The 26408-nt window shown below is 70.8% G+C and carries 28 protein-coding genes; 14 read left to right on the forward strand and 14 right to left on the reverse strand.

Going from position 1 to position 26408, the window contains the following annotated elements; genetic code table 11:
• A partial coding sequence (locus HHX30_RS09545) for an ATP-dependent Clp protease ATP-binding subunit (RefSeq protein ID WP_169981538.1) occupies nucleotides 1–2052 on the forward strand: 2052 nt, incomplete at its 5' end.
• Nucleotides 2053–2425: 373 nt separating this feature from the next.
• The gene (locus HHX30_RS09550) at nucleotides 2426–3361 is read left to right on the forward strand and encodes a TIM barrel protein (protein ID WP_169981539.1); all 936 of its coding nucleotides are present in this window, start codon (nucleotides 2426–2428) and stop codon (nucleotides 3359–3361) included.
• Between the two features lie 103 nt (nucleotides 3362–3464).
• On the opposite strand, the gene HHX30_RS09555 is transcribed toward HHX30_RS09550, so the two are convergent.
• The 3 genes from HHX30_RS09555 to HHX30_RS09565 form a co-directional block, all read right to left on the reverse strand.
• Nucleotides 3465–4115 (reverse strand): hypothetical protein, encoded by a 651-nt coding sequence (locus HHX30_RS09555; protein WP_169981540.1) that lies wholly within the window; start codon nucleotides 4113–4115, stop codon nucleotides 3465–3467.
• Nucleotides 4112–4720 (reverse strand): RNA polymerase sigma factor, encoded by a 609-nt coding sequence (locus HHX30_RS09560; protein WP_169981850.1) that lies wholly within the window; start codon nucleotides 4718–4720, stop codon nucleotides 4112–4114. The genes HHX30_RS09555 and HHX30_RS09560 overlap by 4 nt, the downstream gene beginning before the upstream one ends.
• 177 nt (nucleotides 4721–4897) lie before the next feature.
• On the reverse strand, nucleotides 4898–5764 hold the full coding sequence (locus HHX30_RS09565) for an A/G-specific adenine glycosylase (protein ID WP_169981541.1): 867 nt from the start codon (nucleotides 5762–5764) through the stop codon (nucleotides 4898–4900).
• Nucleotides 5765–5912: 148 nt separating this feature from the next.
• Between HHX30_RS09565 and HHX30_RS09570 the strand changes: the two genes are divergently transcribed.
• The 3 genes from HHX30_RS09570 (at nucleotide 5913) to HHX30_RS09580 (ending at nucleotide 8049) form a co-directional block, all read left to right on the forward strand.
• Nucleotides 5913–6611, forward strand: coding sequence for a hypothetical protein (locus HHX30_RS09570; RefSeq protein ID WP_169981542.1), 699 nt, complete (start codon nucleotides 5913–5915; stop codon nucleotides 6609–6611).
• Nucleotides 6612–6834: 223 nt separating this feature from the next.
• Nucleotides 6835–7344 carry a pyridoxamine 5'-phosphate oxidase family protein gene (locus HHX30_RS09575; RefSeq protein WP_311922242.1) on the forward strand — a complete coding sequence of 170 codons (510 nt, stop codon included), beginning with the start codon at nucleotides 6835–6837 and terminating at the stop codon, nucleotides 7342–7344.
• 36 nt (nucleotides 7345–7380) lie between these two features.
• Nucleotides 7381–8049: a Type 1 glutamine amidotransferase-like domain-containing protein gene (locus tag HHX30_RS09580; protein WP_169981544.1), complete on the forward strand. Its 669-nt coding sequence runs from the start codon at nucleotides 7381–7383 to the stop codon at nucleotides 8047–8049.
• Nucleotides 8050–8157: 108 nt separating this feature from the next.
• Here HHX30_RS09580 and disA read toward each other — a convergent pair whose 3' ends face one another.
• The 7 genes from disA to HHX30_RS09615 form a co-directional block, all read right to left on the reverse strand.
• Nucleotides 8158–9246 (reverse strand): DNA integrity scanning diadenylate cyclase DisA, encoded by a 1089-nt coding sequence (disA, locus tag HHX30_RS09585; protein ID WP_169981545.1) that lies wholly within the window; start codon nucleotides 9244–9246, stop codon nucleotides 8158–8160.
• A gap of 203 nt (nucleotides 9247–9449) precedes the next feature.
• A complete protein-coding gene (gene radA / locus HHX30_RS09590) occupies nucleotides 9450–10877 on the reverse strand; it encodes a DNA repair protein RadA (protein ID WP_169981546.1) in 1428 nt (475 codons plus the stop codon).
• A 35-nt stretch (nucleotides 10878–10912) separates the two neighbouring features.
• Entirely contained in the window at nucleotides 10913–11560 is a 648-nt protein-coding gene (locus tag HHX30_RS09595) for an SRPBCC family protein (protein WP_169981547.1), read from the reverse strand.
• On the reverse strand, nucleotides 11557–11958 hold the full coding sequence (locus HHX30_RS09600; protein WP_169981548.1) for a helix-turn-helix transcriptional regulator: 402 nt from the start codon (nucleotides 11956–11958) through the stop codon (nucleotides 11557–11559). Before HHX30_RS09600 ends, HHX30_RS09595 begins: the two co-directional genes overlap by 4 nt.
• A gap of 75 nt (nucleotides 11959–12033) precedes the next feature.
• Nucleotides 12034–12348 (reverse strand): thioredoxin, encoded by a 315-nt coding sequence (gene trxA, locus HHX30_RS09605; protein WP_169981549.1) that lies wholly within the window; start codon nucleotides 12346–12348, stop codon nucleotides 12034–12036.
• Nucleotides 12345–12725 (reverse strand): MerR family transcriptional regulator, encoded by a 381-nt coding sequence (locus HHX30_RS09610; protein ID WP_169981550.1) that lies wholly within the window; start codon nucleotides 12723–12725, stop codon nucleotides 12345–12347. Before HHX30_RS09610 ends, trxA begins: the two co-directional genes overlap by 4 nt.
• A 90-nt stretch (nucleotides 12726–12815) precedes the next feature.
• Nucleotides 12816–13514, reverse strand: coding sequence for a class I SAM-dependent methyltransferase (locus tag HHX30_RS09615; protein WP_169981551.1), 699 nt, complete (start codon nucleotides 13512–13514; stop codon nucleotides 12816–12818).
• Between the two features lie 163 nt (nucleotides 13515–13677).
• Here HHX30_RS09615 and HHX30_RS09620 point away from each other — a divergent pair, with 163 nt between their 5' ends.
• From HHX30_RS09620 to HHX30_RS09650, 7 genes are all read left to right on the forward strand, one after another.
• Complete coding sequence (locus HHX30_RS09620) at nucleotides 13678–14493, forward strand: sugar phosphate isomerase/epimerase (protein WP_169981552.1); 816 nt, start codon at nucleotides 13678–13680, stop codon at nucleotides 14491–14493.
• Nucleotides 14490–15275 carry a class I SAM-dependent methyltransferase gene (locus HHX30_RS09625; protein WP_169981553.1) on the forward strand — a complete coding sequence of 262 codons (786 nt, stop codon included), beginning with the start codon at nucleotides 14490–14492 and terminating at the stop codon, nucleotides 15273–15275. The genes HHX30_RS09620 and HHX30_RS09625 overlap by 4 nt, the downstream gene beginning before the upstream one ends.
• Complete coding sequence (locus HHX30_RS09630; protein WP_311922246.1) at nucleotides 15272–15889, forward strand: TetR family transcriptional regulator; 618 nt, start codon at nucleotides 15272–15274, stop codon at nucleotides 15887–15889. Before HHX30_RS09625 ends, HHX30_RS09630 begins: the two co-directional genes overlap by 4 nt.
• Before the next feature lie 223 nt (nucleotides 15890–16112).
• On the forward strand, nucleotides 16113–18215 hold the full coding sequence (locus tag HHX30_RS09635) for a (Fe-S)-binding protein (RefSeq protein WP_169981554.1): 2103 nt from the start codon (nucleotides 16113–16115) through the stop codon (nucleotides 18213–18215).
• Between the two features lie 159 nt (nucleotides 18216–18374).
• Nucleotides 18375–19184: a hypothetical protein gene (locus tag HHX30_RS09640; RefSeq protein ID WP_169981555.1), complete on the forward strand. Its 810-nt coding sequence runs from the start codon at nucleotides 18375–18377 to the stop codon at nucleotides 19182–19184.
• On the forward strand, nucleotides 19181–20260 hold the full coding sequence (locus HHX30_RS09645; RefSeq protein ID WP_169981556.1) for a glycosyltransferase: 1080 nt from the start codon (nucleotides 19181–19183) through the stop codon (nucleotides 20258–20260). Before HHX30_RS09640 ends, HHX30_RS09645 begins: the two co-directional genes overlap by 4 nt.
• 140 nt (nucleotides 20261–20400) lie before the next feature.
• The gene (locus HHX30_RS09650) at nucleotides 20401–20955 is read left to right on the forward strand and encodes a hypothetical protein (RefSeq protein WP_169981557.1); all 555 of its coding nucleotides are present in this window, start codon (nucleotides 20401–20403) and stop codon (nucleotides 20953–20955) included.
• Here HHX30_RS09650 and HHX30_RS09655 read toward each other — a convergent pair whose 3' ends face one another.
• Entirely contained in the window at nucleotides 20956–21300 is a 345-nt protein-coding gene (locus HHX30_RS09655) for an anti-sigma factor antagonist (RefSeq protein ID WP_169981558.1), read from the reverse strand.
• 148 nt (nucleotides 21301–21448) lie between these two features.
• Nucleotides 21449–22528: a PP2C family protein-serine/threonine phosphatase gene (locus tag HHX30_RS09660; RefSeq protein ID WP_211591830.1), complete on the reverse strand. Its 1080-nt coding sequence runs from the start codon at nucleotides 22526–22528 to the stop codon at nucleotides 21449–21451.
• An 82-nt stretch (nucleotides 22529–22610) separates the two neighbouring features.
• Here HHX30_RS09660 and HHX30_RS09665 point away from each other — a divergent pair, with 82 nt between their 5' ends.
• Nucleotides 22611–22892, forward strand: coding sequence for a metal-sensitive transcriptional regulator (locus HHX30_RS09665; RefSeq protein ID WP_079314359.1), 282 nt, complete (start codon nucleotides 22611–22613; stop codon nucleotides 22890–22892).
• 124 nt (nucleotides 22893–23016) lie between these two features.
• On the opposite strand, the gene HHX30_RS09670 is transcribed toward HHX30_RS09665, so the two are convergent.
• A complete protein-coding gene (locus tag HHX30_RS09670) occupies nucleotides 23017–23205 on the reverse strand; it encodes a hypothetical protein (RefSeq protein WP_142574679.1) in 189 nt (62 codons plus the stop codon).
• A gap of 147 nt (nucleotides 23206–23352) precedes the next feature.
• Entirely contained in the window at nucleotides 23353–24798 is a 1446-nt protein-coding gene (locus HHX30_RS09675) for a hypothetical protein (RefSeq protein ID WP_211591831.1), read from the reverse strand.
• A gap of 329 nt (nucleotides 24799–25127) precedes the next feature.
• Here HHX30_RS09675 and HHX30_RS09680 point away from each other — a divergent pair, with 329 nt between their 5' ends.
• Nucleotides 25128–26372, forward strand: a complete 1245-nt coding sequence (locus HHX30_RS09680) for a mannosyltransferase family protein (protein WP_169981559.1) — start codon at nucleotides 25128–25130, stop codon at nucleotides 26370–26372.
• Nucleotides 26373–26408: the final 36 nt, after the last annotated feature.

Here is a 26408-nt window from a genome sequence, read left to right on the forward strand (position 1 = left end):
GCGGCGGGCGGGCCGCAGGAGTCGGCGCCGTCGACGTCGCTTGTGCTGGATCAGTTCGGGCGGAACCTGACGCAGGCCGCGCGGGAGGGCAAGCTCGACCCGGTGATCGGCCGGGACAAGGAGATCGAGCGGGTCATGCAGGTGTTGTCCCGCCGGACGAAGAACAACCCGGTGCTGGTGGGTGAGCCCGGTGTGGGCAAGACCGCCGTGGTGGAGGGGTTGTCGCAGAAGATCGTCAAGGGTGAGGTGCCCGAGACGCTGAAGGACAAGCAGCTCTACACCCTGGATCTGGGTGCGCTGGTGGCCGGTTCCCGCTACCGCGGTGACTTCGAAGAGCGCCTGAAGAAGGTGCTCAAGGAGATCCGTACCCGGGGCGACATCATCTTGTTCATCGACGAGCTGCACACGCTGGTCGGTGCGGGCGCCGCCGAGGGCGCCATCGACGCCGCGAGCATCCTCAAGCCGATGCTGGCCCGCGGCGAGCTGCAGACCATCGGCGCCACCACTCTCGACGAGTACCGCAAGCACCTGGAGAAGGACGCCGCGCTGGAGCGGCGGTTCCAGCCGATCCAGGTGGCCGAGCCGTCGCTGTCGCACACGATCGAGATCCTCAAGGGTCTGCGGGACCGGTATGAGGCGCATCACCGGGTGTCGATCACCGACGGGGCCCTCGTCGCGGCCGCCACCCTCGCCGACCGTTACATCAGTGACCGGTTCCTGCCGGACAAGGCGATCGACCTGATCGACGAGGCGGGCTCCCGGATGCGGATCCGCCGGATGACGGCGCCGCCGGACCTGCGGGAGTACGACGAGAAGATCGCGAACGTGCGGCGGGAGAAGGAGTCCGCGATCGACGCGCAGGACTTCGAGAAGGCCGCGGCGTTGCGTGATCAGGAAAAGCAGCTGCAGCTGAAGCGGGAGCGGCGGGAGAAGGAGTGGAAGGCCGGCGACATGGATGTCGTGGCCGAGGTGACCGAGGAGCTCATCGCCGAGGTCCTGGCCACCGCCACCGGTATCCCGGTGTTCAAGCTGACCGAGGAGGAGTCCCAGCGGCTGCTGCGGATGGAAGACGAGCTGCACAAGCGGATCATCGGTCAGGACGACGCGATCAAGGGGCTCTCGCGGTCGATCCGCCGCACGCGCGCCGGCCTGAAGGACCCGCGCCGTCCGGGCGGGTCGTTCATCTTCGCCGGCCCGTCGGGTGTCGGTAAGACCGAGCTGTCCAAGGCGCTGGCGGAGTTCCTGTTCGGCGACGAAGACGCGCTGATCATGCTCGACATGTCCGAGTTCATGGAGAAGCACACCGTCTCGCGGCTGTTCGGCTCCCCGCCCGGTTACGTCGGGTACGAGGAGGGTGGTCAGCTGACCGAGAAGGTGCGGCGCAAGCCGTTCTCGGTCGTGCTGTTCGACGAGATCGAGAAGGCCCACCCCGACATCTTCAACTCGCTGCTGCAGATCCTGGAGGACGGTCGGCTGACCGACGCCCAGGGCCGGGTGGTGGACTTCAAGAACACCGTCATCATCATGACGACCAACCTCGGCACCCGGGACATCTCCAAGGGCATCGGGGTCGGGTTCGCCCGCGCCAACGACACCGAGTCGAACTACGACCGGATGAAGGCCAAGGTGCAGGAGGAGCTCAAGCAGCACTTCCGGCCCGAGTTCCTCAACCGTGTCGACGACATCGTGGTCTTCCACCAGCTGACGCCCAAGGAGATCATCCAGATCGTGGACCTGATGCTCGCCCAGGTGGCCGAGCGCCTGAAGGACCGCGACATGGGCCTGGAGCTGACCCCGGCCGCCAAGCAGCTGCTGGCCGACCGCGGGTACGACCCGGTCATGGGCGCCCGCCCGCTGCGCCGGACCATCCAGCGGGAGCTGGAGGACACGCTGTCGGAGAAGATCCTCTACGGCGAGCTGCGGCCCGGCCAGGTCGTCAAGATCGACATCGAGGGCGAAGGCGACGCGGCCAAGTTCACCTTCGCCGGCGAGGCGAAGAGCCCGTCGGTCCCGGACTCGGCGGCCTCGATCGCGGAGGCGATCCAGCACTGATCGGTCCGCGATAACCCGTTCTACCTGAGGGGCGCTCCGCACGGAGCGCCCCTCGGTCGTTTTCCGGCCTACCGTGTGCGATCGCCCGGGTCCCGAAAAGCGAGAACCGGTATCACGCCACCAAACGTAGTACTACACTGTGTAGAGTCAGCCGCGCGTCCGGCATGCCGCGAACGCGTGGGGACAGGCATGTCATCCCCGCGGCGTACCGGACAATCCGCTGCGGGGCGGACGCGCCGGACCGGGCGCACGGGGGAAGCTCGGTCCACCCGGGCGAGATCCCGGTGGTAGGAGGACCGGAGTCCCGTGCGGTCGGGACACGCCCTGTGGGCGAAATAGCGGTCCGGAAGTGCACAAGCCTTGGAGGCAGCTGATGCGCCTGTTGCACGACGACGGGACGCTGGTTCACCTGGCCTACAACGCGGGCGTACATCCCGCCGAGGATCTGGAGAACCTGATCGCCCACCTCACGCGCTACGCCGTGCCGGTGCGCAGGAAGCTGGGAGTCGACCGGCTGGGGATCGGCCTGTGGCTCGCCCCCGCCGTGGCGGACCATCTCATCGCCGATCGCATCGAGCTCGTACGGCTGCGCCGGTCGCTGGAGGAGCGCGGCCTGGAGTGTGTGAGCCTGAACGGCACCGGCGGGCGCAACCAGGAGGTCCCGGGACCCGACTGGGCCAAGCCCGAGCGCTACCGCTACACCATGGCGCTGGCGAAGATCCTCGCGTTCCTGCTGCCGGATGACGTGCAGTTGGGCAGCATCTCCACCATCCCGATCGGCTGGCGCCGCGACTGGCCCGCCGACCTGCACTCGATCGCCTCCCGCCGGCTCGACCGGCTGTCGCGTGAGCTTCGCGGCCTCTACAGCGTCACCGGAAAGACGATCAGGGTCGGCTTCGAGCCCTGGCCCGGCTGCGTCCTGGAGACCACCGAGCAGGCCCTGGAGCGGGTCTGCGACATCGACTCCGATCACCTCGGCGTCTGCCTCGACGCCTGCCACCTGTCCTGCGGGGCAGAAGAGCCGGACGCGGCGCTGCGCGGGCTGGCTCTCGCCGGGGCTCCCGTGGTCAGGTTGAACCACGTGCACAACCACAGCCAGGAGATCCCCAGCACCCAGCCGGTGATCGCCGACACGCTCGCCGCGATCCTGTCCGGGGCGGTGAACGGCACCGCGCACATCGAGGTGGAGGCCCACGACGGGACCGCCCCCAAGACGAAGGGGCCGGCCGCGCTGGTGGCGAAGCTCGCCGACGATCTCGACTGGACCCGCCGCAACCTCACCGCGCTCGGCCTCAAGCTCGCCGCCTGACAGGCGCCCCCGGAGCGTCCGCGACGAGCGGGTCGCGGGGGCCACTGTGCGGTGCGGCACCGGGGCGGCCGCCTTCGCCGCCGCCCCGGTGCCGCGACGTCGGTCAGCCGTCCCAGCCGGGTGGGGGGCCGAGCGGTGCCTCGTCGCTGTCCACGAGCGTGCAGGGCGCGACGGGCCCGTTGGAGATGTTCGCCCAGATGCCGGCGGTCTTCTCGTCGGCGGAGACGCTGAACTCCAGCACCGCCGTCTGCCCGGGCTTGACCGCGGCCGGGTCGATGCGGAACTCCGGCTCGTCGGCCGGCCAGATCAGGAACGGCCTGCCGTCGGCAGGGTGCTGTGCCTCCTGCCGGGACAGGAAGCTCGTGCTGCGGGGCTGAGGCGAGCATCGCTTTCCTATGGGGATGTAGTCGACGACCGCGTTCACCCCCATGCCGCGGAGCGTGGCCTCCAGCGGCTCGGGGTCCTTCGCCTGGTTGATGGTGATGGTGAGCGTCCCGTCGGCGTTCTTCGACACGGCGTACGCGGGCGTGCCGCCGCCGAGGAGCGCCGGAACGCCCACGGCCACTGCGACGCCCAGGGCCAGCGCGGGGGCCAAAAGGGCGGGGCGGAGCGGGCGTCGCCGGGGGCACCCCGCCGACCTGCGGATTTCCGACATGACGAACTCCTTGAGTACGCGGTGGCGGCCGTTCGGGAGTCGTGGTTCCACCTCGAACGGCAGCAACCCGGCCAGCGCCTCGCGCTCACCCTTGTTCATGGGTTCTCCTCCCGTACGGACCGGACCACGCTGTCGTGGTCACCCTTTACCTGTCGCCGCACGGAGGCCCGTTGCCGTTCCGCGGCGAGTTTCTCCAGCTTCTTGCGCGCCCTGGACAGACGGGACCTGACGGTCCCCACGGCGACGCCCAGCGCCTGGGCCGCCTCGGCATGGTCGAGCTCCGACCACACGCAGAGCGCGAACACCTCCTGCTCCTGGCGGCGTAGCGAGCCGAATGCCTCCTGGATCGCGGCCAGCCGCTCGGCAGCGTGAATGCGGTCGATGAGCTCGTCGGTGAAGTCGGGGACGGGATGGCCTCTGGGCATCCTGGCCAGCGCGTCGTCGTACCGCCTCGCGGCCCGGCGCAGATTCCGCGCCACGTTGGTCGCGATCCCCAGCACCCATGGCCGCAGGGACCCGCCGTCGGCGTCGAGCCGATCTCGCAGCCGCCACGCCTCCAGAAAGGTCAGCGACAGCACGTCCTCTGCGGCCGACCAGTTCCCGGTCAGCCGTAAGGCGTGGCTGAACACCGGCCGGGCCATCTCCTCGAAGAGCGCCTCGAACGCCTCGGCATCGCCGTCACGTATCCGGGCGCGCAGTGACATGTCCACACACAAGCACTGTCCGACCGGTCACCCTCATTCCCGCCGGCTTCTTCCGCGGTGCCCGGTAAGGGCTGCGGCGCGCAGGGATGATGATCGGCCCGGTTCACTTCCGGCGGGCAGGCGGCTCCTCCGGAGCGCCGAGCAGGGCGCCGTGCCCCGCCTCCCGGACGGCCGGGGTCAGGAGGGAAGCTGGTAGGTGCCGTCGGGAAGGACCTCGGCCAGGCCGTCGTCCAGCAGGCCGTCCAGCGCGCGCTCGCGCTGCACGTGGTCGGCCCAGACCGCGTCGAGCGCCTCCTTGGGAACCGGTCCGTGCGCCTCGCGGAGCACGGCGAGCAGGCGTCCGCGGCACTGCCGGTCGGTCCCCGCGTACGTCTGGCCCTGGCGCGCCGGGCCGTCGTGGGCCGGGCGCCCGGCCAGCCGCCAGGCGCACTGCGCGGTGACCGGGCAGCGCTCGCAGCGGGGCGCCCTGGCCGTGCACACCAGCGCGCCCAGCTCCATCACGGCCACGGCCCAGCGTGGCGCGCCGACCGGGGGCACGAGCGACTCCGCGAGCCGCCGCTCGGCCGCCGTCGGCGCCTTCGGCGGGTACTCCTCGCCGCGCACCGTCCTTGCCAGCACCCGCCGCACGTTCGTGTCGAGCACCGCGTGGCTGCCGCCGTACGCGAAGCTGGCCACGGCCGCCGCCGTGTAGTCGCCGATCCCGGGCAGTGCCCGCAGCTCGTCGTACGTGGACGGCACGCGGCCGGCGTGGTCGGCCGTGATGGCCCGGGCACACGCGTGGAGGTTGAGCGCCCTGCGCGGATAGCCGAGCCGCCCCCAGCGGCGTACGGCCTCGCCGGGGGACTCCTTCCCGAGCGCCTCCGGGGTGGGCCAGCGCTCCATCCACTCGGTCCAGATCGGCAGCACCCGGGCGACGGGCGTCTGCTGGAGCATGATCTCGCTCACCAGGATGCCCCACGGGGTCGCGTCGGGCCGCCGCCAGGGCAGGTCGCGGTTGTGCTCGGCGTACCAGTCGAGGATGGGCTCACGCAGGGAGGCGGACACGCACCGACTGTACCGGGCCGCACCGGGCCGCACCGGGCTGGAACGGGGCGCCTGATTGCGCAAAGGTCCGGCGAGGCTCCGACCTGGGAAAGGGCAAGGTTCAGCGAGCCGTTCCCTCTGACCCGCCAGGGCTCTCCATACTGTCCGTATGGATCCGGACACATTCCGTGGCGACGTGGGTGTCGAGGGGGCGGACGTCTACTGGCGCCGCCGTGTGTCGGTGCTCACGGGGATGCTCGTCGTGGTGGCGGTCGTGGCATGGGCGTGCAGCAGCGCCTCAGGACGGTCGGACGAGACCGCCGCGGCCGTCAGGGCGACCCCGTCCGACCGGCTGGTCGTCTCGTTGCCCGCCGGCCTGGCTCCGAAGACGCCCGCCGCCTCCGCCGCCGTGCCGGGGCAACCGTCACCGTCCGCCTCCGCGGGCGTCTCGCCCTCGCCCGGCAAACCCCGGCGCCCGGGCGACCCCTGCGACGAGAGGGACCTCGTGCTCGCGCTGCAGACCGGCCAGGACGTGTACGGCAAGGGCGTCACGCCGAACTTCCTGCTGACGGTCGTGAGCACGGGCAAGGTCGAGTGCACCGTCGACGTCGGGCCGCGCACGCTGGAGATGCGGGTGCTGTCGGGCGGCGAGCGCGTGTGGTCGACGGCCGACTGCGTGGCGGGCGACGGCGTGGACAGGCAGTTGCTGCAACGCGGCATCCCCTATGTCCAGAACATCCGATGGGACCGCCACCGCTCGGGGAGCACGTGCGCGGGCAAGCGGTCGCCCGCCGACCCCGGGACGTACGTCGCGACGGCGCACGCGGGCCGGCTCAAGAGCCCGAAGATCGTCTTTCACCTGCGCTGAGAGAGGGCACTGAGAGGCGGACGCTGAAAGACGGGCGTCATGGCGGGGGGCGGGCTGCCGCCCCCGCGAGCCGCCATCGCCGGCATGAGCTGCACGCCCACCTCGGTGGGCTGTAGCGGATCAGGGTCTCGTGCCTCAGCCATCGAATCTGATTGCACTTCGCAACCGGTCGTGTTAACGTCACCCAACAACTTGCATACTGCAATCAGTTTCTGGAGGCGTGGTGCGACCGACGCGCGAGCGTATCGACCGGCGCTACAGCGACGAGCGGGCCGAGGCGGTCCCGTGGACCGACGCCGAGGCGAGGCTGGCCGCGGCGGAGGTCGCCTGGATTGTGACCGTACGGCCGGACGGCCGTCCTCACACGACGCCGATGGTCCCGGTGGTCCATGAGGGGAAGGTCTACTTCCACACCGGCAGCACGGAGGTGAAGTACGACAACCTCCAGGCCAATCCACACGTGCTCGTGCTTGCCGGCGACACCGCCTGGGACCGCGGCCTCGACGTCGTCGTGGAGGGGACCGCCGCGCCCGTGACCGACGACGCTCTGCTGCGGCGGCTCGCCGAGCTGTATCGCGGTCGCTGGGACGGCCGCTGGCTGCTCGACGTCCAGAACGGTGCCGTGGACTCCGAGAGCTCCGATACCCAGGTCGTGGTCTTCGAGGTCAGACCGGACAAGGCGTACGGCCACGCCAAGGGCGACCCGTTCGGCCAGACCAACTACCGCTTCTGACGCAGGGCAGCGACAGAGCGCTCAGGAAAGGGCATCATGCGGCTTCTTCTCACATCCGCCGGCATCGCGAACGCGAGCATCCACAACGCGCTGGTCGACCTCCTGGGCAAGCCGATCGCCGAGTCCAACGCCCTCTGCATCCCCACCGCGGCATACGGGCACCCCCAGGTCACTCCTGTCGGCGCATGGCGTTTCATCAGTGGGAAGTCCGCCCTGCCCATGTGCGAGCTGGGGTGGAAGTCCGTGGGAGTGCTGGAGCTCACCGCGCTGCCTAGCATCGGTGAAGAGCGCTGGGTCCCCTGGGTCCGGGAGGCGGACGTCCTGCTGGTGAACGGCGGCGATGCGCTCTACCTGTGTCACTGGATGCGGCAGTCCGGGCTGGCGGATCTCTTGCCGTCGCTGAGCGAGACGGTCTGGGCGGGACTGAGCGCCGGGAGCATGGTGATGACCCCCCGTATCGGGGAGGACTTCGTCCAGTGGAAGCCGCCCTCCGGTGACGACAGCACCCTGGGCGTCGTCGACTTCTCGATCTTCCCGCACCTGGATCACGAACTCCTGCCGGAGAACACCATGGCCGAGGCGGAAAGATGGGCGGCCGGCATCCCGAATCGGGCGTATGCGATCGACGATGAGACCGCCATCAAGGTAATCGACGGTCATGTCGAGGTCGTCTCCGAGGGGCACTGGAAGCTGTTCACCCCCTGAATCATGAACGTCGAGGACCTTCCCGTCCTCGTGCTCGCCCCGCTACGCCGTGACCGAGCGCTCCTCAGCCGCTCCGGCAGGTCATCGGGTCGACCTGCCGCGCATCGATCAGAGATAGCGCTCCAGGATGGACGACTCGGCGAGCCGGGACAGGCCCTCGCGGACGCTGCGCGCCCGGGTCTCGCCCACGCCGCCGACGGCCTGGAGGTCGTCGGTGCTTGCCGCGAGCAGCTTCTGCAGGCCGCCGAAGTGGCTCACGAGCCGGTCGACGATCGCCCCGGGCAGGCGGGGGACCTTGGTGAGCAGCCGGAAGCCGCGCGGGCTGACCGGCGTGTCGAGCGCGTCGCCGCCGTGGTGGCCGAGGATCTGGGCCACCTTCGACAGGTCGAGCAGGTCGCCGGAGGACAGCTCGTCCAGCTCCCGCATGGCGTCGGCGTCCCCGTACGGCCGGGCGCCGAGCGAGCCGGGCGCGTAGTCGCGGATGATCTGCACGCGGTCGGTCTCCACGCCGGCGAACAACTCGTCGAGCTGCAGGGACAGCAGCCGCCCGTCGGTGCCGAGCTCGACGACGTATCCCTCGATCTCACGGGCGATGCGGCGGACCATCTCCAGGCGCTGCACGACGACGGCCACGTCGCGGACCGTGACGAGGTCCTCGATCTCCAGGGCCGACAGGTTGCCGGAGACCTCGTCGAGCCGCTTCTTGTAGCGTTCGAGCGTCGCCAGGGCCTGGTTGGCCTTGGACAGGATCGCGGCCGACTCCTCCAGCACGTGACGGATGCCGTCGAGGTAGAGCGCGATGATCCGCATCGACTTGCTGATCGCGATGACCGGGAGCGAGGTCTGCCTGGCCACCCGCTGCGCCGTACGGTGCCGGGTGCCGGACTCGTCGGTGGGGATGGCCGGGTCGGGCACGAGGTGCACGGCGGCCCGCACGATCCTGAGGTGGGCCGTGTCGAGCACGATCGCGCCGTCCATCTTGGCCAGCTCGCGCAGGCGGGTCGCGGAGAACTCGACGTCGAGCGTGAAGCCGCCGGTGCAGATGTCCTCGACCGTGCGGTCGTACCCGAGGACGATCAGGCCGCCGGTGTGGCCGCGCAGGATGCGCTCCAGGCCGTCACGCAGCGCCGTCCCCGGGGCGAGCGAGGCGAGCACGGCCCTTCTGCGGTCGTCGATCGCCTTGTCGTTGTCCAGCACATGCACCCCAGTGGGCTCGCCCGGTCGTATCCGTCAGATCGTCGTCCTACCGATCCCTTGTCGTGGCGAGGTCCGCGAGGCGCTCCGCGGACGGCCCTGTGAAAGCCCCTCGGGACGCGGGGGCGAGACCACGGCCGACGGGCAGGCAACAGAGCTTACCGGCGTCACGCCGTGCTCACCGGCGTCACTGCCGATCACGGCGCTCACCGCATGAGGTTGAGCGCGTCCCACACGTTCTCCACCTCGGTAACCTCGAAGCCCGGCGCGAACGGCGTCGTACGGCCGGCCGGTGAGCGCAACGCCACGAGGCGGCCCCGGCTCGCCGACGCCTCCAGGCGGGGGCCTTCCTCTTCGAGCGAGCCGGAGGGCACCAGCGCCCTGGTGAAGCCGAGCCGGGCCGCCTCGGCGAGCCGCCGCCGCACCTCCCGCACGGGCCGCAGCTCGCCAGCCAGGCCGACCTCGCCCAGCGCGACGAGCCCGGCGGGCAGTGCCTGGTCGCCGGCCGCGCTCACGACCGACAGCATCAGCGCCAGGTCCACGGCGGGGTCGGTCAGGCGGATCCCGCCCACCGTCGCCGTGAAGACGTCGCACTTGCCGATCTTGGCGTGGAGCCGCCGCTCCATGACGGCGAGCACCATCGCCACCCGGTAGGAGTCGAGGCCGGAGGAGGTGCGGCGGGGCTGGGGAGCCTCGGTCGGGCCGACCAGGGCCTGCAGTTCGGCGGGAATCGGCCGGGTGCCCTCGATGGTCACGGTGACGCAGGTGCCCGGCACCGGCTCGGGATGGCGGGAGACGAACAGCCCGCTCGGATCGGTGATCCCGGTGATGCCGCGCTCGTGCAGGTCGAAGCAGCCCACCTCGTCGATCGGGCCGAACCGGTTCTTCACCGCGCGCACCAAGCGCAGCCGTGAGTTGCGGTCGCCCTCGAAGTGGAGCACGACGTCGACCAGGTGTTCAAGCACCCGGGGCCCGGCGATCGTGCCGTCCTTGGTCACGTGGCCCACGAGCACCGTGGACATGGCCCGTTCCTTGGCGAGGCGCACCAGGTTGCCGGCGACCTCCCTGACCTGGGTCACGCCGCCGGGCACTCCGGTCGCGTCGGCCGAGCCGATCGTCTGCACCGAGTCGACGATGAGCAGGCTCGGCTGCACCTTCTCGACGTGCGCCACCAGGGCGGACAGGTCGGTCTCCGCAGCCAGGTAGAGCCTGTCCTCGATCGCTCCGATGCGGTCGGCCCGCATGCGCACCTGGGCGGCCGACTCCTCACCGGTCACGTACAGGACGGTCTCGCCCCGGGCGGTGCGGGCGGCGGCCTCCAGGAGCAGCGTCGACTTCCCGATGCCGGGCTCTCCCGCGAGGAGCACGGCCGCGCCCGGGACGAGGCCGCCGCCGAGCACGCGGTCGAGCTCGGGCACCCCGGTCGTCCGCGCGCTGACGGACTCGGCCTTCACCTGGCCGATCGGGACGGCGGGGGCGGAGACCGCGCCCGGCTTGACGACGTGGACGCCCTGCCGTGCCCCGGCCTCCTCGACTGTGCCCCACGCCTGGCACTCCCCGCACCTGCCGACCCACTTGACCGTGGTCCAGCCGCACTCGCCGCACCGGTACGCCGGTTTCGCTGCCTTGCTCACGTGCCGGAGGTTACCGGCCGCCGCCGACAATCCGTCTAGTTCTCCGGCTTCTCCGGCTTCTCCGGCACGTAGAAGCCGGTGGTGCCGGCGACCGCGGTGGCCACCACGTCCTCCGGCGCGCCGGAGGCCCGGTATGCCTCGCCCCACAGGTCGCTGCTGAGCCTCATGAGCTCCCGTGCCTCCTCCGACTGCTCCCACGCCGAGGGGTCGTCCATCATCTCGCCGCGCAGATGCAGCCCGAGACCGAGCAGTGCCAGGTCCCAGCCGACGCCCGTGGCCCCCGGCCCGAACCGGTCCCAGAACTCCGGCGGCACCACGGCGACGTGCTCCAGCTCGAACACGGTGCGCTCGTCGCCCTCGGCGCTCAGCCGCACCTCGACCTCGCTGAAGCCGGGGTTCTCGCCGAACAGCCAGCTCACCCGCAGCAGCCGCGGCGGCTCGCAGGCCAGGATCTCCCCGCCCGCGTTGCCCTGGAGCTGGTAGTGCCCGCCGAGCTTCAGTTCGCCGCTCACCGGGAGGAACCAGCGGCCGATCCGCTCGGGGTCGGTGCAGGCGTCCCAGACGTCCTCGACGCCGGTGTCGTAGGTGCGCCGCAGCAGCACCGTGCGGGCCTCACCCTCCGGCAGGTCGCGCCTGCCGACCGTGCGGTGGGCTCGGTTGATCATTTCGGTGTAGTCGCTCATGGCCGCTCTTCCTCGTCGGTCCGCCCGTCGTGGGCTGTGTCGTGGGCTGTGTGGTGGGCATCCCCGCCGCTGAGCCGCCGCTCCCGTTTTCCCCGCGCCAGCTCGGTCCCGAGCGCGTCGAGCCGCTGCTCCCAGAAGCCGCGGAACCGCTCCAGCCATGCGTCGACCTCCCGCAGGGGCGCGGGGTCGACGGCGTACAGCCGCCGGGTGCCCTCGGCCCGTACGGACGTGAGCCCGGACTCGCGGAGCACCCGCAGGTGCTGGGAGACCGCCGGCTGTGTGATCCCGAACTCGGCGCGGATGACCGAGGTCAGCGCGCCCGACGTCTGCTCGCCCCGCGAGAGCAGCTCCAGGATTCGGCGTCGCACCGGATCCCCCAGCGCGTCGAATGCGTGCACGCGCCCACTATGCCGAGAGCCGCTTATAGAAGTCAATGCTTATATAAGCGGCTCTCGGTAAAGGAGGAGGCCGGGCTAGAAGTGGCCCGCGAGGTCGGCGAGCAGCAGGCGCTTCGGCTTGGCGCCCCTGATCTGCTGGACCACCTCGCCGTTCCGATAGAGGTTGAGCGTGGGGAAGCCCAGGATGTCGTAGCGCTGCGCGATCTCCTGGTGCTCGTCGGCGTTGATCTTGGCGACCGTCAGCCGGTCGCCGTACTCGGCGGCGATCTCCTCGAGGATCGGGGCGATCATCTTGCAGGGCGGGCACCAGTCGGTCCAGAAGTCCACCAGCACCGGCTTGTCGCTGCGCAGCACCTGCTCGTCGAAGTTCTCCGCGGTCAGCGTGATCATGATTCTCCTCGTCGTGGCAACAGGCAGCCGGGGCACGCCTCGGCGAACTGGGCGGCCACCTCGGACCGGCGGGCCAGCAGGTCGCGGATCTGGTCGTCGATCTCGGCCAGCTTGCGCCGGTAGACCGCGACCGACTCGGGACAGGAGCTCCCGGACGGATGGCCGGACCGCAGGCAGTCCACGAACGGCCGGGCGTCGTCCAGCGTGAAACCGACCGACATCAGCCCTCGGATCTCGGTGACGATCCGGACGTCCGACTCGTCGTACTCGCGATATCCGTTCGCCGAGCGGCGCGACCGGATGAGCCCCCGCTGCTCGTAGTAGCGCAGCGCCCGGGTGCTCACTCCCGCGCGCCGGGCCAGCTCGCCGATCCGCATCGGCCCTCCTCGGCCTCGTCCACCCGCTGCGGCCCTCGTACGGGACACGACGGTAAAGCTTGACGCCAACGACAAGGTCAAGCGTGGAGCTCAGAATTCCCGCCAGCGCAGGACGTTCGGGTAGGCGATCTCCAGGCCGTCGATCTCGCGCAGCGCCTCGGCGGCCACCTCGGGCGTGAACTCGATGCGCAGCACCGCCTCGAGGTCGGCCCTGGACCGGAACGTCATCCGCAGGTCCAGCTCCTCGCGCCGCCAGCCCTGCCGGGACCAGAAGCGTTCCACGGCGTCGGGGGAGTACGACGGCAGCGACTGCCGGAACCAGCGGCCGAAGTCGCCGCGGGCGGCGTCCACGTCCACCACGAAGGCCGTGCCGCCCCGGCGCAGCACCCGCCCCAGCTCGCGCAGCCCCGGCTCGCAGCCGGGCCCGAAGAAGTACGCCCAGCGCGCGATCGCCACGTCGGCCGAGGCGTCGGGCAGGGGCAGCGCCTGGGCGGTGCCCGTACGGACCGTGACGTTGGGCAGCGGCGCGCAGCGGGCGGCGGCCGTGGCGGCCAGGCCGCCGTGCGGCTCCACGCCCACGACCCGCCCGGCGGACGCGGCGAGCGCGGGCAGGTGGAAGCCCGCGCCGCAGCCGATCTCGACCACCGTCGCGCCGTCCCAGGGCCGTACGGCCCGCATCGCCGCCTCGGCCGCGCCCGCGGGTCCCACGGCGAGGTTCTCCAGCTCGTAGATCTGGGGAGTGTTCCAGATGTTCGGGCTGGGCACCGCCCCGCTCACGATCCGTGCCATGGCGCCCACATTAGTTCGCGACCTTGGGTAGTTGATTGTGGCGAAGCGGCGTACGGCGCGGGTGCGGCTTAGGCTGGATCCGTGAACGGGCGCAGGGAGCGAACGGACGGCCACGGCCACGGGACTGGAACGTGCCCGGGGGCCGCCAGGGGAGGCTGGCCTCATGAGTGACATCCGCGTGCCCAGTGGCAAGGTGGCGCTGTCGACCGCGTCGGTGTACCCGGAGCGTACGCCGGACGCCTTCGAACTGGCCGCCCGGCTCGGGTACGACGGCGTAGAGATCATGGTTGGACAGGACCCGGTCAGTCAGGACGTCGAGGTCCTCCAACGGCTGCGCGACCACTACCAGATTCCGATCCTGGCCGTGCACGCGCCCTGTCTGCTGGTGACCCAGCGGGTGTGGGGCCGCGACCCGTGGATGAAGCTGCGCAGGGCCCGCGAGGCGGCCGAGCGGCTGGGCGCGCAGACCGTCGTGGTCCACCCGCCCTTCCGCTGGCAGCGCGACTACGCGAGAGAGTTCGAGAAGGGCCTGGCCCGGATGCGCGAGGAGACCGACGTCGTCTTCGCGGTGGAGAACATGTTCCCGCTGCGGGCCAGGGGCAACGAGGTCGTGCCGTACGCGCCGGACTGGAACCCCGTCGACTACGACTTCCCCGACGTGACGCTCGACCTGTCCCACACGGCGGTGTCCGGCACCGACGCCATGGAGATGGCGACCAAACTGGGCGACCGGCTGGCCCATCTGCACCTGGCCGACGGCGTGGGCACCACCAACAAGGACGAGCACCTGGTGCCGGGCCGGGGGACCCAGCCCTGCGCGCCGATCCTGGAGCGCCTGGCCGGCAACGGGTACCAGGGGCTGGTCGTCCTGGAGATCAACACGCGTAAGGCCACGAGCCGTTCCGAGCGCATCGAGGACCTGACCGAGGCGCTCGCCTTCGCGAGGCTCCACTTCGCCGCCTCGTCGACGGCCTCATGAACGAACGACTCGCCGACAGCCATCGGGTTTTCGACCGCGTCTCCCAGGAGTACGACGCGGCCAGGCCGCACTACCCGGAGGCCCTCTACCTGGCGCTGGAGACCCTGTCGGGGATCCGGCTCGCCGGGGCGACCGTGATCGACGTCGGAGCGGGCACCGGCATCTCGACCCGCGGCCTGCTCGACCGCGGCGCCCGGGTCGTCGCCGTGGACCGCGGGGAGCGGATGCTGGCGCGCCTGCGTGTCCGTACGGACTGCCCGGCGTTGCTGGCCGACGGGAACGACCTGCCCCTCCGCGCGGGCGCGGCCGACCTGGTGACGTACGCCCAGTCGTGGCACTGGCTGGACCCCGCGCTGTCGGTGGCCGAGGCCGTACGGGCGATCGGCGACGGCGGCGCGGTCGCGGGCTGGTGGAACACGGTGGACCCCGGCAAGGCGGACTGGCTGGCGGCCAACCAGGTGCGGCTCGCCGAGTCGTGCCCCGGCTACATCGGGCCCGTGCTGCCCGGATGGAGCATGCCGCCGATGGCCGCGGCGATGTCCGAGTCGGGACTCGCCGTCGCCGAGACCTGGGTCGACTGGACCAGGTCGGTGCCGCTGGAGGACTTCCTCACCGACCTGCGCTCCCACTCGTACATCGCGAGCATGGAGGGCGGTGTGGCGACGGAACTGCTCGCCCGGGAGCGCGCGGAGCTCGGCCGGGTCTTCCCCGACGGGCGGCTGACCGTCCCCATGCGCGTGTATCTCGCGGTGGGCCGCAAGGGTCGGCGGGGAGCGATGTGACGACAGATGTGCCGGAGGTCTCGGGCGGCACGCGGCGACCGGGACGGCGGCCCGGCCGGCGTCCGGGTGCGGCGGACACGCGCGGCGAGATCCTGGCCGCGGCGCGCCGGGTCTTCGCCGAGAAGGGGTTCGACAAGGCCACGATCCGCGGCATCGCCCGGGAGGCCGGTGTGGATCCGGCTCTCGTCCACCACTACTTCGACAGTAAGGAGGGGATGTTCGTCGCGGCCATGCGGCTGCCGATGGACCCCTCGTCGGCGCTTCCCCTCATCCTGTCGGGACCGCGTGAGGAGGTCGGCGAGCGCCTCGTCCGCTTCATCCTGACGATGACGGCGGATCCGGCGGCCAGAGAGCCGCTGCTGGGGCTGGTGCGGACGGCGATGGTGAACGAGCAGGCCGTCGGCATGGTGCGGGAGTTCTTCACGACGGCCATCCTCGGCCGGGTGGGCGAGGCGCTGGACGTTCCGCCGCTGCGGATGCAGGCCGCCTTCGCGCAGTTGTTCGGCGTGGTGATGACGCGGTACATCCTCAGGTTCGAACCGATGGCCTCCGCCGACATCGAGGAGCTCGTCGCGCTGCTGGCCCCGACCGTGCAGCGTTACCTGGCCGGATAGGTTGGGACCACCCCTCGCATACCCTCTTGTAGAGCTTTGTTCTAGTATCGTGCCGTCGGCGGGAACGCGGTGACCAGAACCACTCGCCGAGCGTGACGCAGAATAAGTTACTCGCCGGTACCATTCGGGAAGCGTAGGCGTTATCCACAGGGCGGGACTCGGCCGCCCCCACGAGGCGCCGCGCCCCTAGGCTGGCCGCCGACGTTCGACTTGGGAGGAACTCGTGCTCTGGGTAGCGATTGTGGGCCTCGTCGCGACCGCGGTGGCGGTCGCGTTGGCGGGCCGTCGCGTGCTGTTCCTCTACCGGCTGGCCCGCAGTGGCCAGCCGGCCCCGGAGCGGATCGAGTACGCACGACAGAACGTCGGCGCGGAGGTCAAGGCGCAGCTGGTCGAGGTGTTCGGTCAGCGCAAGCTGCTGAAGTGGACGCCGTCGGGCACCGCGCACTTCTTCGTGATGTGGGCGTTCTTCATCCTGGCCACGGTCTACCTGGAGGCCTACGGCGCGCTCATCCAGGGCGCCATAACCGGTAAGCCGGACTTCCACATCCCGCTGATCGGGACCTGGCCGGTGCTGGGCTTCCTGCAGGACTTCATCGCGGTCGCGGCGCTGGCCGGCCTGATCGCCTTCAGCGTCATCCGGATCAAGAACTCGCCCACGAAGCTGGGCCGTGGGTCTCGCTTCTCCGGCTCCCACCTGGGCGGGGCGTGGTTCACCCTGTTCATGATCTTCAATGTGATCTGGACGATGTTCCTGTTCCGCGGGGCGGCGGTCAACACCGGCAACCTGCCCTACTCCTCGGGGGCCTTCGCCTCACAGGCGGTGGCGAAGATCCTGCCCTCCAGCCAGGTGCTGGAGGAGATCGGCCTGCTGCTGCACATCGGCGTCATGCTGGTGTTCCTGGTCTTCGTGGTGAACTCCAAGCACCTGCACATCTTCACCGCCCCGTTGAACGTGTTGTTCTCCCGCCGCCCCGACGGGCTGGGCCCGGCCCAGCCGATGCGCAGCGACGGCAAGGTGCTGGACTTCGAGGAGGCCGACCCGGAGACGGATGTGTTCGGCCGGGGGAAGATCACCGACACGACGTGGAAGGGCTTCCTGGACTTCTACACCTGCACCGAGTGCGGGCGGTGCCAGTCCCAGTGCCCGGCGTGGAACACCGACAAGCCGCTGTCGCCCAAGATGCTCATCCTCGACCAGCGTGACCACGCCTTCGCGGTCGCGCCCTACCTGCTGGCGGGCGAGAAGGACAAGGAGAGCTTCGGTCAGGACGTGCTGGCGCTGCTGGACAAGCCGCTGGTCGGTGAGGACGGGGTGATCCACCCCGATGTGCTGTGGTCGTGCACCAACTGCGGCGCCTGCGTCGAGCAGTGCCCGGTCGACATCGAGCACATCGACCACATCCTGGACATGCGCCGTTACCAGGTGATGATCGAGTCGTCGTTCCCGTCCGAGGCGGGGGTGATGCTCAAGAACCTGGAGAACAAGGGCAACCCCTGGGGCATGTCGGAGATGAAGCGCGCCGAGTGGATCGAAGAGCTCGACTTCGAGGTCCCGATCATCGACTCGACGATGCCCGAGGACACCGAGTACCTGTTCTGGGTCGGCTGCGCGGGCGCGCTGGAGGACCGGGCCAAGAAGACCACCAAGGCGGTGGCGGAGCTGCTGCACATCGCCGGGGTCAAGTTCGGCGTGCTCGGCCCGATGGAGGCCTGCACCGGCGACCCGGCCCGCCGCCTGGGCATGGAGTTCCTGTTCACCATGCTCGCCCAGCAGAACATCGAGACGCTCAACGACGCGGGGGTGAAGAAGATCGTGGCGACCTGCCCGCACTGCTTCAACACCCTGGCCAATGAGTACCCGCAGCTGGGCGGCACCTATGAGGTCGTGCACCACACCCAGCTGCTGGCGCACCTGGTCGAAGAGGGCAAGCTCACCCCGATCACGCCGATCGAGGAGAAGATCACCTACCACGACCCGTGCTTCCTCGGCCGGCACAACAAGGTCTACGCCCAGCCGCGCGACATCATGGCCAAGGTGCCCGGCGTCCAGACCCAGGAGATGCACCGCTGCAAGGACCGCGGTTTCTGCTGCGGCGCCGGCGGCGCGCGGATGTGGATGGAAGAGCGGATCGGAAAGCGCATCAACACCGAGCGGGTGGACGAGGCGCTGACCACCGACCCCGACACCGTCTCCACCGCCTGCCCGTTCTGTCTGGTGATGCTCGGCGACGCGATCAACGAGAAGAAGAACGCCGGTCAGGCCAAGGAGTCGCTCGAGGTCGTCGACGTCGCCCAGCTCCTCATCAAATCCATCAAGCAGGGGTAAAGCCCTCTTTGCCGCAAGTGTGAACTATTTGTCGAAATCCATGGTCAAGGCGATGGAATGAACCGTGTTTCACGAAAGAGTGACAAAGGCTTTCTCCACATAACAGGAAAATCACGGTAACCTCAACGTTGGCTCAATCGACGGGGAGGGGGCTGGACGGTGGGTGTGGTCGTCACCGATGCGGAGGTCACCCTGGCGGACGTCCTCTCCCTGCGTCTGGCCATCGCCGAGCCCCTGGCGGACGGCGCCCGCCTGGTCCTGCGCCGTCGGGGCGCGGGTGAGGAACGGCAGGTGGCACTCGGCGTATCCGGCGTGCGTACCAGGGACGCCAGCGTCGCGGTCTCCCTCGCGCCCCTCGACCTCGGTCCCGGCCGCTGGGACGCCTACCTCGACCAGGACGGCGTCCGCGCCCGTATCCAGAGCGTCGATCCCGGGTTCTCGCTCGACCGCCTCGACGCGTACGCGCTGGGCCGGCGGACGCTGGCCTACCGGGCCTACCGCACGCGCAACGGTTTTCTGGCGCTGAAGATAGACCCGGCGGAGCCCGTCGCCGACGTCCGCGCGGTGTGGTTCCGCGAGGGGCGCTTCGAGGTGACCGGGCTGCTGGCCTACACCGGCCTGGACGACGACGACCAGCACCGCCACGCCACGCTCGCACTGCATCACAGCGATCGGGGTCACAGCGATCCGGCCGCGACCGTGCGGGTCGCCGCCACCGTCCAGGGAGTCCGGTTCCACGCCGCGCTCTCGCTGTGCGACGTGCTGGACGCCACCCCCGACTCGCAGGGCTCCTGGGAGCCCTACCTGGAGGTCGACGGTGTCGACGGCGCCCTGCCGCTGGGCGCCCGGCTCGACGACGTCGAGGGAAAACGCCGCCGCGTCCACTATCCCCGGGCGCTCGTGGACGGTGTGCCGATCCGGCCCAGCTTCACCACCGGCGACGAGCTGCTGCTGGAGGTGGGAGCGTGAGGATCGCCTTCCTGCTTCCCTCGGCGTACGGCATGCGCGGCGACGTGCGGGCGATGCTGAACCTGGCAGGAGGGCTGGCCTCACGGCACGAGGTGGAGGTCGTGAGCGTCCGGCGCACCCGGGAGACCCCGTTCTTCCCGGTCGACCGCCGGGTGACGCTGCGCTGGCTCGTGGACGCCCGGCCCGGTGTCCATCACCTGCTGCCCCGCGGGCAGGTGCGCACCGAGGTGGCGCTCTGGCGGATGCTGCGCGGCCTGCGCGCCGACGTCCTGATCACCAGCCGGCCGTCGCTGAGCGTCCAGGCCGCACGGTACGCCCCGCGGGACGTCGTCCGCATCGCCCGGGAGTGGGGCAGGCCGTCGGTGCCCGCCCCGGTGCGCCGCTTCTATCCCCGCCTCGACGCCGTGGTCACGAGCACCGCCGGCCGCCGGGACGAGTGGGTGCGGCTGCTCGACGACGACCTGTCGGTCCACGCCATCCCCGACGCCCTGCCCGCGGCGCCCTGGCCGCGCTCCCGCATGGACAACCGGATCGTCAGCGCCGGGGGCAGGCTGGTGGCCGGCAAGTCGTACGACCAGCTCGTGCGGGCCTTCGCGATCGTCGCCGACAAGCGGCCCGACTGGCGGCTGCGGTTGTACGGCGGGGGCCCGGAGGAGCGGCGGCTGCGCGCGCTCGTCCGCGACCTCGACCTGCACAACCACGTGTATTTCATGGGCACCACCCCCGACCTGCCCGGCGAGTTCGCCAAGGCGTCCATCGTCGCGGTGCCGTCCCGGCACGAGGTGCTGGGCATGACCGTCCTCGAGGCGCTGAGCTGCGGAGTGCCGGTCGTGGGCTTCGCCGGGTCCCGCGGGCCCGCCGAGTTCCTCCGCCCGGACCGCGACAGCGTGCTCGTGCAGGAGGGGGAGGGCGGCGACGCCGAGTCGTTCGCCTGCGCGCTGCTCGCGCTCGTCGACGACGAACGCCGCCGCATGCAGCTGGCGGCCGGGGCACTGGAGAGCGCGTCCGCGCACGCGGCGCCCGCCGTCGCGGTCCGCTGGGAAGAGCTCATGTACGGCCTGCGCTCCCGCCCCTGACGAGGAGCACCTGCGGCCTTGATCAGATGAGGCGGCGTTCAACGCCGCCGCTCCCCAGTGAGCCGCAACCGGGTCGCAAGAGCCCGTCGTGATGCTGGTGCCGTACGAACGATGACCATGGAGATCGGGAGGAAAGCGGGATGACGAACACGGCTGCGCGTCTTGGGGGCCCGGTGACGGTGGCGGTCCTCGCCGTGGGCGTCGCGCTGGGCGGCGCCACGTCCGCGGGTGCGGCGTCGAGCGCCTCCGCGAGTGCCGGTGCGAGCGCCTCCGCGAGCGCCGCCGGCAGGCTGGGGCCGTACGGCTACGGCGGCGTGACGCTGGGGATGAGCGCCAAGCAGGCGCAGAAGACCCGCAGGGTCGTCAAGAAGTTCGGCGGCGGGGGCGGCTGCTCGGGCTGGGACCTGAAGGCGCACCCGACCGGCGAGGACGGGGTCGGCCTGTTCATCTCGAAGAAGCGCGGCGTCGCCGTGATCTTCGCGCCCAAGGGCGTCAGGACCCCCGAGGGCATCGGGATCGGCTCCACCCGGAGACAGCTGGAGAAGGCCTATCCCCATCTCAGGACGGCCGCCAGCGGTTATCCCGTCACCACGGTTCCCGGCAACCGCAGGGCCGACTACGTCTTCCTGCTGTCGCGCGGCGGCAAGGTCTACCAGCTGGCCCTGAGCCTCAAGACCCAGGACTGCGTCAACTGACTAACCGCCGGGCCGGGTGAGGTGTGCGGCGGCGTCGGTGGCGGTGTCGTGGATCGGCAGCTCCGAGTCGAGGCCGGTGATCCGGAGCATCCGGGCGAAGCGCCCGTGGGCGCCGCTGAGCGCCAGGCGCCCGCCGGCCGCCCTGACGGCGCTCAGGGCACCCATGAGGACGCTCAGCCCGGTCGAGTCGCAGAATCGGAGCCCTTCGGCGTCGACCACGATGCGGGGCGGGGTGCGCAGCCCGACCGCCTCGGCCAGGCAGGCGCGCAGCGAGGGGGCGGCGATCAGGTCCAGGTCACCGAACATCCGGATGACCACGACGTTCTCGTCCAGAACGGTGAGCATGGAGAAGCTGTCGGGCTGTCCGTGCCTTCCCGGTTCCACTCGTGCTCGCCCCTGCTCACCCCGGCCTTGCGGTCCGGCCCGCCGTACGGCTGGGGCCAGAACTGTCCGTCAATGATTGCACATGGCAAACGATGCCTGGGCCAGGCCGTCAGGGGCGTTCCCTGCGCACGAGCAGCATGGCGGCGTCGTCCGTGAGGGGCCCGCCGACGTGCGCGACCAGGTCGTGTTCCAGCAGGTCGAGTGTGGTCTGCGGATCGTCGCCGGCCCGGAGCAGGCGGGGCGCCCGTTCCTCCAGGGGATAGAAGGCGCCGTCCCGGTCCCGCGCCTCGATCACGCCGTCGGTGTAGAAGAGGATCTGGTCGCCCTGGCGGAACGCGCACCCGTACGGCCGCGGCCCGGTGGGGGCGAGCCCGACCAGACCGAGTGGCGGCGTCTCCTCGCGTGGTTCGAGCAGGCGAACGCGGTCGTCGCCCGTCAGCAGCAGAGGCGGCGGGTGGCCGTAGTTGAGCAGCGCGATCTCGTCCTCGCGCACCTCCGCGAGCACGGCGGTGACGAACTTCTCCCCGCCGAGCCGCCGCGCGAGGTGGTCCTCCAGGCACTGGCCGACGGCGGCGAGCGTCGGCTCGTCGTAGGCGGCCTCCCGGAAGGCGCCGACCACCGAGGCCGCCGTCTCCACGGCCGCCAGGCCCTTGCCCTGCACGTCGCCGACGATCAGCCGGACGCCGCCGGGTCCCCTGGTGATGTCGTACAGGTCCCCGCCGATGCGGGCCTCAACGGTGGCGGACGTGTAGGACAGGGCGATGCGCAGATCGCCCGCGTGGTGCGGCACCGGGCGCAGCAGCACGCGCTGGACCGCCTCGGCGACGAGGCGGACGTTCTCCAGCGTGCGCTCGCCTTCGGCGCGGAGCCGGCACGCCAGCATGGCGGCCGCGGTGACCCCGACGATCGCGACCAGCGTGACCGTGATCACCGGGCCACCGAGCAGGCGGTCGTGGTAGGCCAGCGGCACGGACAGGACGAGCGCGACCAGCCCGGCCAGCACGGTGTGGCGCGTGCCGCCCGTCACCGCGGCGAACGCGGGCCCGAGGGTCAGCAACGGCAGCAGGCCCAGGGCGGGCCCGGCGAGCAGGTCGAGCACCACCACAGCCGCCATGGCGGCGAACGGCAGCGTACGGAGGACAGCCTGGGTTCCCATCGGCGACTCCAGCACCGCTATGAGCCGGTCCATGGAGGCATTCCCGGGAGCACCTGCCCTACCCGCCGGATCGGAGCGGCGCCCGCCGGATACCGGTAACGGGTATCGTGGGAAGATGCACGGGTACAGCGGGGACAAACAGGCCTACCTCACCCGCCTGCGCCGGATCGAGGGACAGATCCGGGGGCTGCAGCGGATGGTGGACGAGGAGGCCTACTGCATCGACATCCTCACCCAGGTCTCGGCGGCCACCCGCGCTCTCCAGGCGGTGGCGCTCGGCCTGCTTGAGGACCACATCGCCCATTGCGTCGCCGATGCCGTCAAGAGCGGAGGCCCGGAGGCGGGCGAGAAGGTGAAGGAGGCCTCGGCGGCCATCGCCCGGCTCGTCAGGTCGTGATCACTCTCCTGTGACGAACGGCTCGTGATCACCGTGAGTGATCACCTCGGTTGAGCGGATCGTCCGGTTGAGCAACCGTCCCGGGTCCCATCGGTACCCGGGACGGTCCGTGCTCTCAATGCCTTCAGCGGCTCGCCGAAGTCCGCAATCCGAGCGCGTTGTCGAGCTCTTCCAAGGTCAGTCGGTTCTCCGTGATGTTCACGGCCTCCAGCACCTCGGCGTAGAGCGCGATCTCGTCCAACGCGACACGGTCGTGGACCCGAGAGTCCAGGTCGTCGTGCCCCACCGCGTCGTCCTTCCTTCCGCAGCCCACACCCATCCCGAGGTTACGTCCGGGTACCTTCCCGCGACATGGCCCATCGTGACCATTCCGCCCGGCGTCCCTCGTCCCTCCGGGACCATTTCCCCGATACCGAGATCACGATTCGATGAAAAAGACGGTGATGCGGGGAAGGGATTGCTAAAGCGGAGGTAAGGACGAAATATCCGAATTAGAAGTTTCGAACAGCCAGCTCCCGGACTCCTCCAGGTCGCGCCTGTGCTCCGCCGCCTCCTGCGGGCGCGGATCGTCGCGCTGGTGGATCAGGCACTGCACGACCGCGGCGCACACCGGGAAGCCCACGGTGGGCGCGGGCGTGCCCGTCAGGGCGCACCAGGCCAGGCCGGTCGCGTACGCGGAGCCGAGCAGGGCGGCGGCCGTCTCCCGGTCGGGCGGGACCAGCCCCGGCGGCAGTTCGCCGCCGGCCGGCCAGCAGCCTCGCAGCGGATGAGCGGGATCGGTGAGCGCGAGATAGAGGGCCTGCCGGAGTTCGTCGTCCATCCACGGATACAGCGCGGTGACCACCTGCGCGGTCCGCGAACTGCCCGGCGCGGCCCAGGCGGGCTCGGACACCCCGCACACGCCCGCCACGTCGGCGGCAAGCAGCGCGGCCGCCACGGCCCTCGGATCCATCCCCCGGGCTGCCGTGTAGCCCAGGGCCTCGATGAGGTCGTACAGGGTGTGCCGGAAGTGCTCGCCCGGCGCCCACTCCGGGAGCGTGGCGGGGACGAGGTGCGGCGGGCAGCGCGCCAGCCAGGCCTGCCGTACGGCGCCGCCGGGCATGGCGTGCTGGTCCAGCCAGGGGCTGGTGAGCAGCGGCTCGGCCATCGCGATCAGCGCGTCGGCCCGCGGCCGGAACCGAGGGTCGGCGCGCAGCACCGTGGCCGTCTCGGCCATCAGCCCGGCGAGGCGCAGGCCCGCGTCCCCCGCGCCGGAGCGCATCCGCTCGGCGTACAGGGCCACGAGCGCGTCGAGTGACCCCATGGGCAGCCAGCGCACCCAGTCGTCCCCGGGCAGGGGCCGGGCCAGGAACTCGCCGAACATCGACAGCATGACCTCGTTGCCGTCGAAGGCGGGCGCGTAGGCGCACCACATGATCGTGCCCCACACGGCCGCCACCGTCGCGGCCACGTCGCGGGCGAAGATCTCCTGGTAGACGCTGCCGCCGAGGGGGAAGTCCTCCCGGCGCAGCCCGCGGTGGGCCAGGAGCAGCGCGCGGAGCCGTTCGGTGATCTCGTGCGGCACGTCCGGGCCGACGAACGCCTGGGTGGACCCGCGGTCGTACGCGAAGTCGGGACCGGTGGGGATCAGCGCCGGCGGGATCGCGACGTCCGGCGGATGCGGCCGGGCGGCGGTACGGACGGCCGGGTGCAGCGGCGGCGCCGACAGGTGCCAGCGGCCGTCGACGCGGTCCAGGCGATACCAGCGGGCGTGCGCGCCGAACAGCCACCGGACGCCGTCCGGGGTGACCAGCGCCCGCTGGGTCAGGGTGTGCGCCCGCGCGAGCGGGGGGAGCAGCGTCCACCGGGGGTCGCCGACGACGGCGCGCACGTCGCGCTCCATCGCCGTGAATCCATCCCAGTACACGCGGCAGTGACTCCTCCGTCCTCTGGAGAGGACGGCTTCTCGCCTGTCCGGTCGAGGCGGCCGGAGTGGGCGACGGCCGAACTCCGGCCGATGCCCCTCCGGGGCACCCGATTGCCGGGACGATCTCCGGCGGTCCCCTCGCTGGCTCCGATGGTAGCTCGCCGGTCCGGCAGGCGGCGGGAGCCCGTCGCGCCCGGGAGGCCGACGGTGAAAGTTTCACGGGCCGGGAGGCGTTGAGCAGCACATATCCGTATTTCCCGGGATTGCGACGTATCCCGGGGGCGCCCGCCACTTGGCATGAACTGCCGTGGCGTATTCCATAGGTGCTCGTGACGGAGATCCAGCAGGCCGGGACCGCCCGGGAGCAGGGCGCGGACGAGGCATCGGAGAAGATGACGTCCGTGGACAGCTCTGGCGGCACGGCGACCGGCGAGCAGGCGGGGCCGCACTCGGGCCGGACATGGCGGGCGGTGTGGTGGCTCGGCCGGCCGAGCGACCGCACGGCCCTGCTGATCTGGTTCTTCTGGCAGATCGCCTGCTACATCTATCTGATACTCGCGGCGCCCGGCCGTACGGAGGACCCGATCCTCGACCGGTTCAACCGGTACGACTCCTACAACTTCATGGACATCGCGCGGTACGGCTACGACGGCCGGCCGGAGGACCAGGACTCGCCGCGGCTCGTCGCGTTCTTCCCGGGTCTGCCGCTGCTGCTGCGCGCCGTGCAGGTGGTCATCCCGGACCTGAGGCTCGCCCTCGTCCTGATCTCGTTCGTCGCGAGCGCCGTCGTGGCGGTGGCGCTGTCGCGGCTGAGCGAGTCGTACCGGGAGGGCAGCGGCCACTGGACCGTGCTGGCGTTCTTCTGCAGCCCGTTCGCGGTGTTCCTGCTCGCCGGCTACACGGAGGCGCTGTTCCTCGCACTGGCCATCCCCGCGTGGCTGCTGGCGCGCCAGGGCCGGTGGGAGGCGGCCGCCGTCTGCGCCGCCTTCGCGTCGTCCATCCGCATCTCCGGGCTCTTCCTCGCCCTCGGGCTGGCCGTGCAGTTCCTCGTCTCGCGCGACGGGCTGCGTGCCCCGAAGGGGTGGCGGAAGGCGCCGTGGCTGGCGTTGCCGGGCGTGCCGGTGCTGGCGTACATGCTCTATCTCTGGCACCGCACGGGCGACCTGATGGCCTGGAAGGCGGCGGAGGCGCAGTATTGGGGCCGCTACCCCGAGGCGCCCTGGAACGTGTTCATCAACACCTGGCACAGGTCGATCGACGAGCCCTTCCTGACGACGTCGTACCGCGAGGAGATCATCGCGGCGATCGTGCTGGTCGTGCTGATCCTCGCGCGGCTGGTCCGGCGCAGGTGGGCCGACTTCGCCTACCTGGCGCCGCAGGCGGTGGCGCTGCTGGCGATGTCGTCGTTCTACATGTCGGTGGGCCGGGCCTCGCTGCTGTGGTGGCCGCTCTACATCTCCGTGGGCGTCGCCGGCAGCCGAAGGCCCTGGATGTTCATGGCCTACATCGCGGTCGCCGCGCCGGTGATGGCAATCAATGTCGGAAATTTCACCACAGGCGCCTGGGTGGGTTGATCGCTGCTGACTAGCTTCTCCATGTATGGGGGCGTA

Source organism: Microbispora sp. H10836 (assembly GCF_012999525.1).
Classification (GTDB): domain Bacteria; phylum Actinomycetota; class Actinomycetes; order Streptosporangiales; family Streptosporangiaceae; genus Microbispora.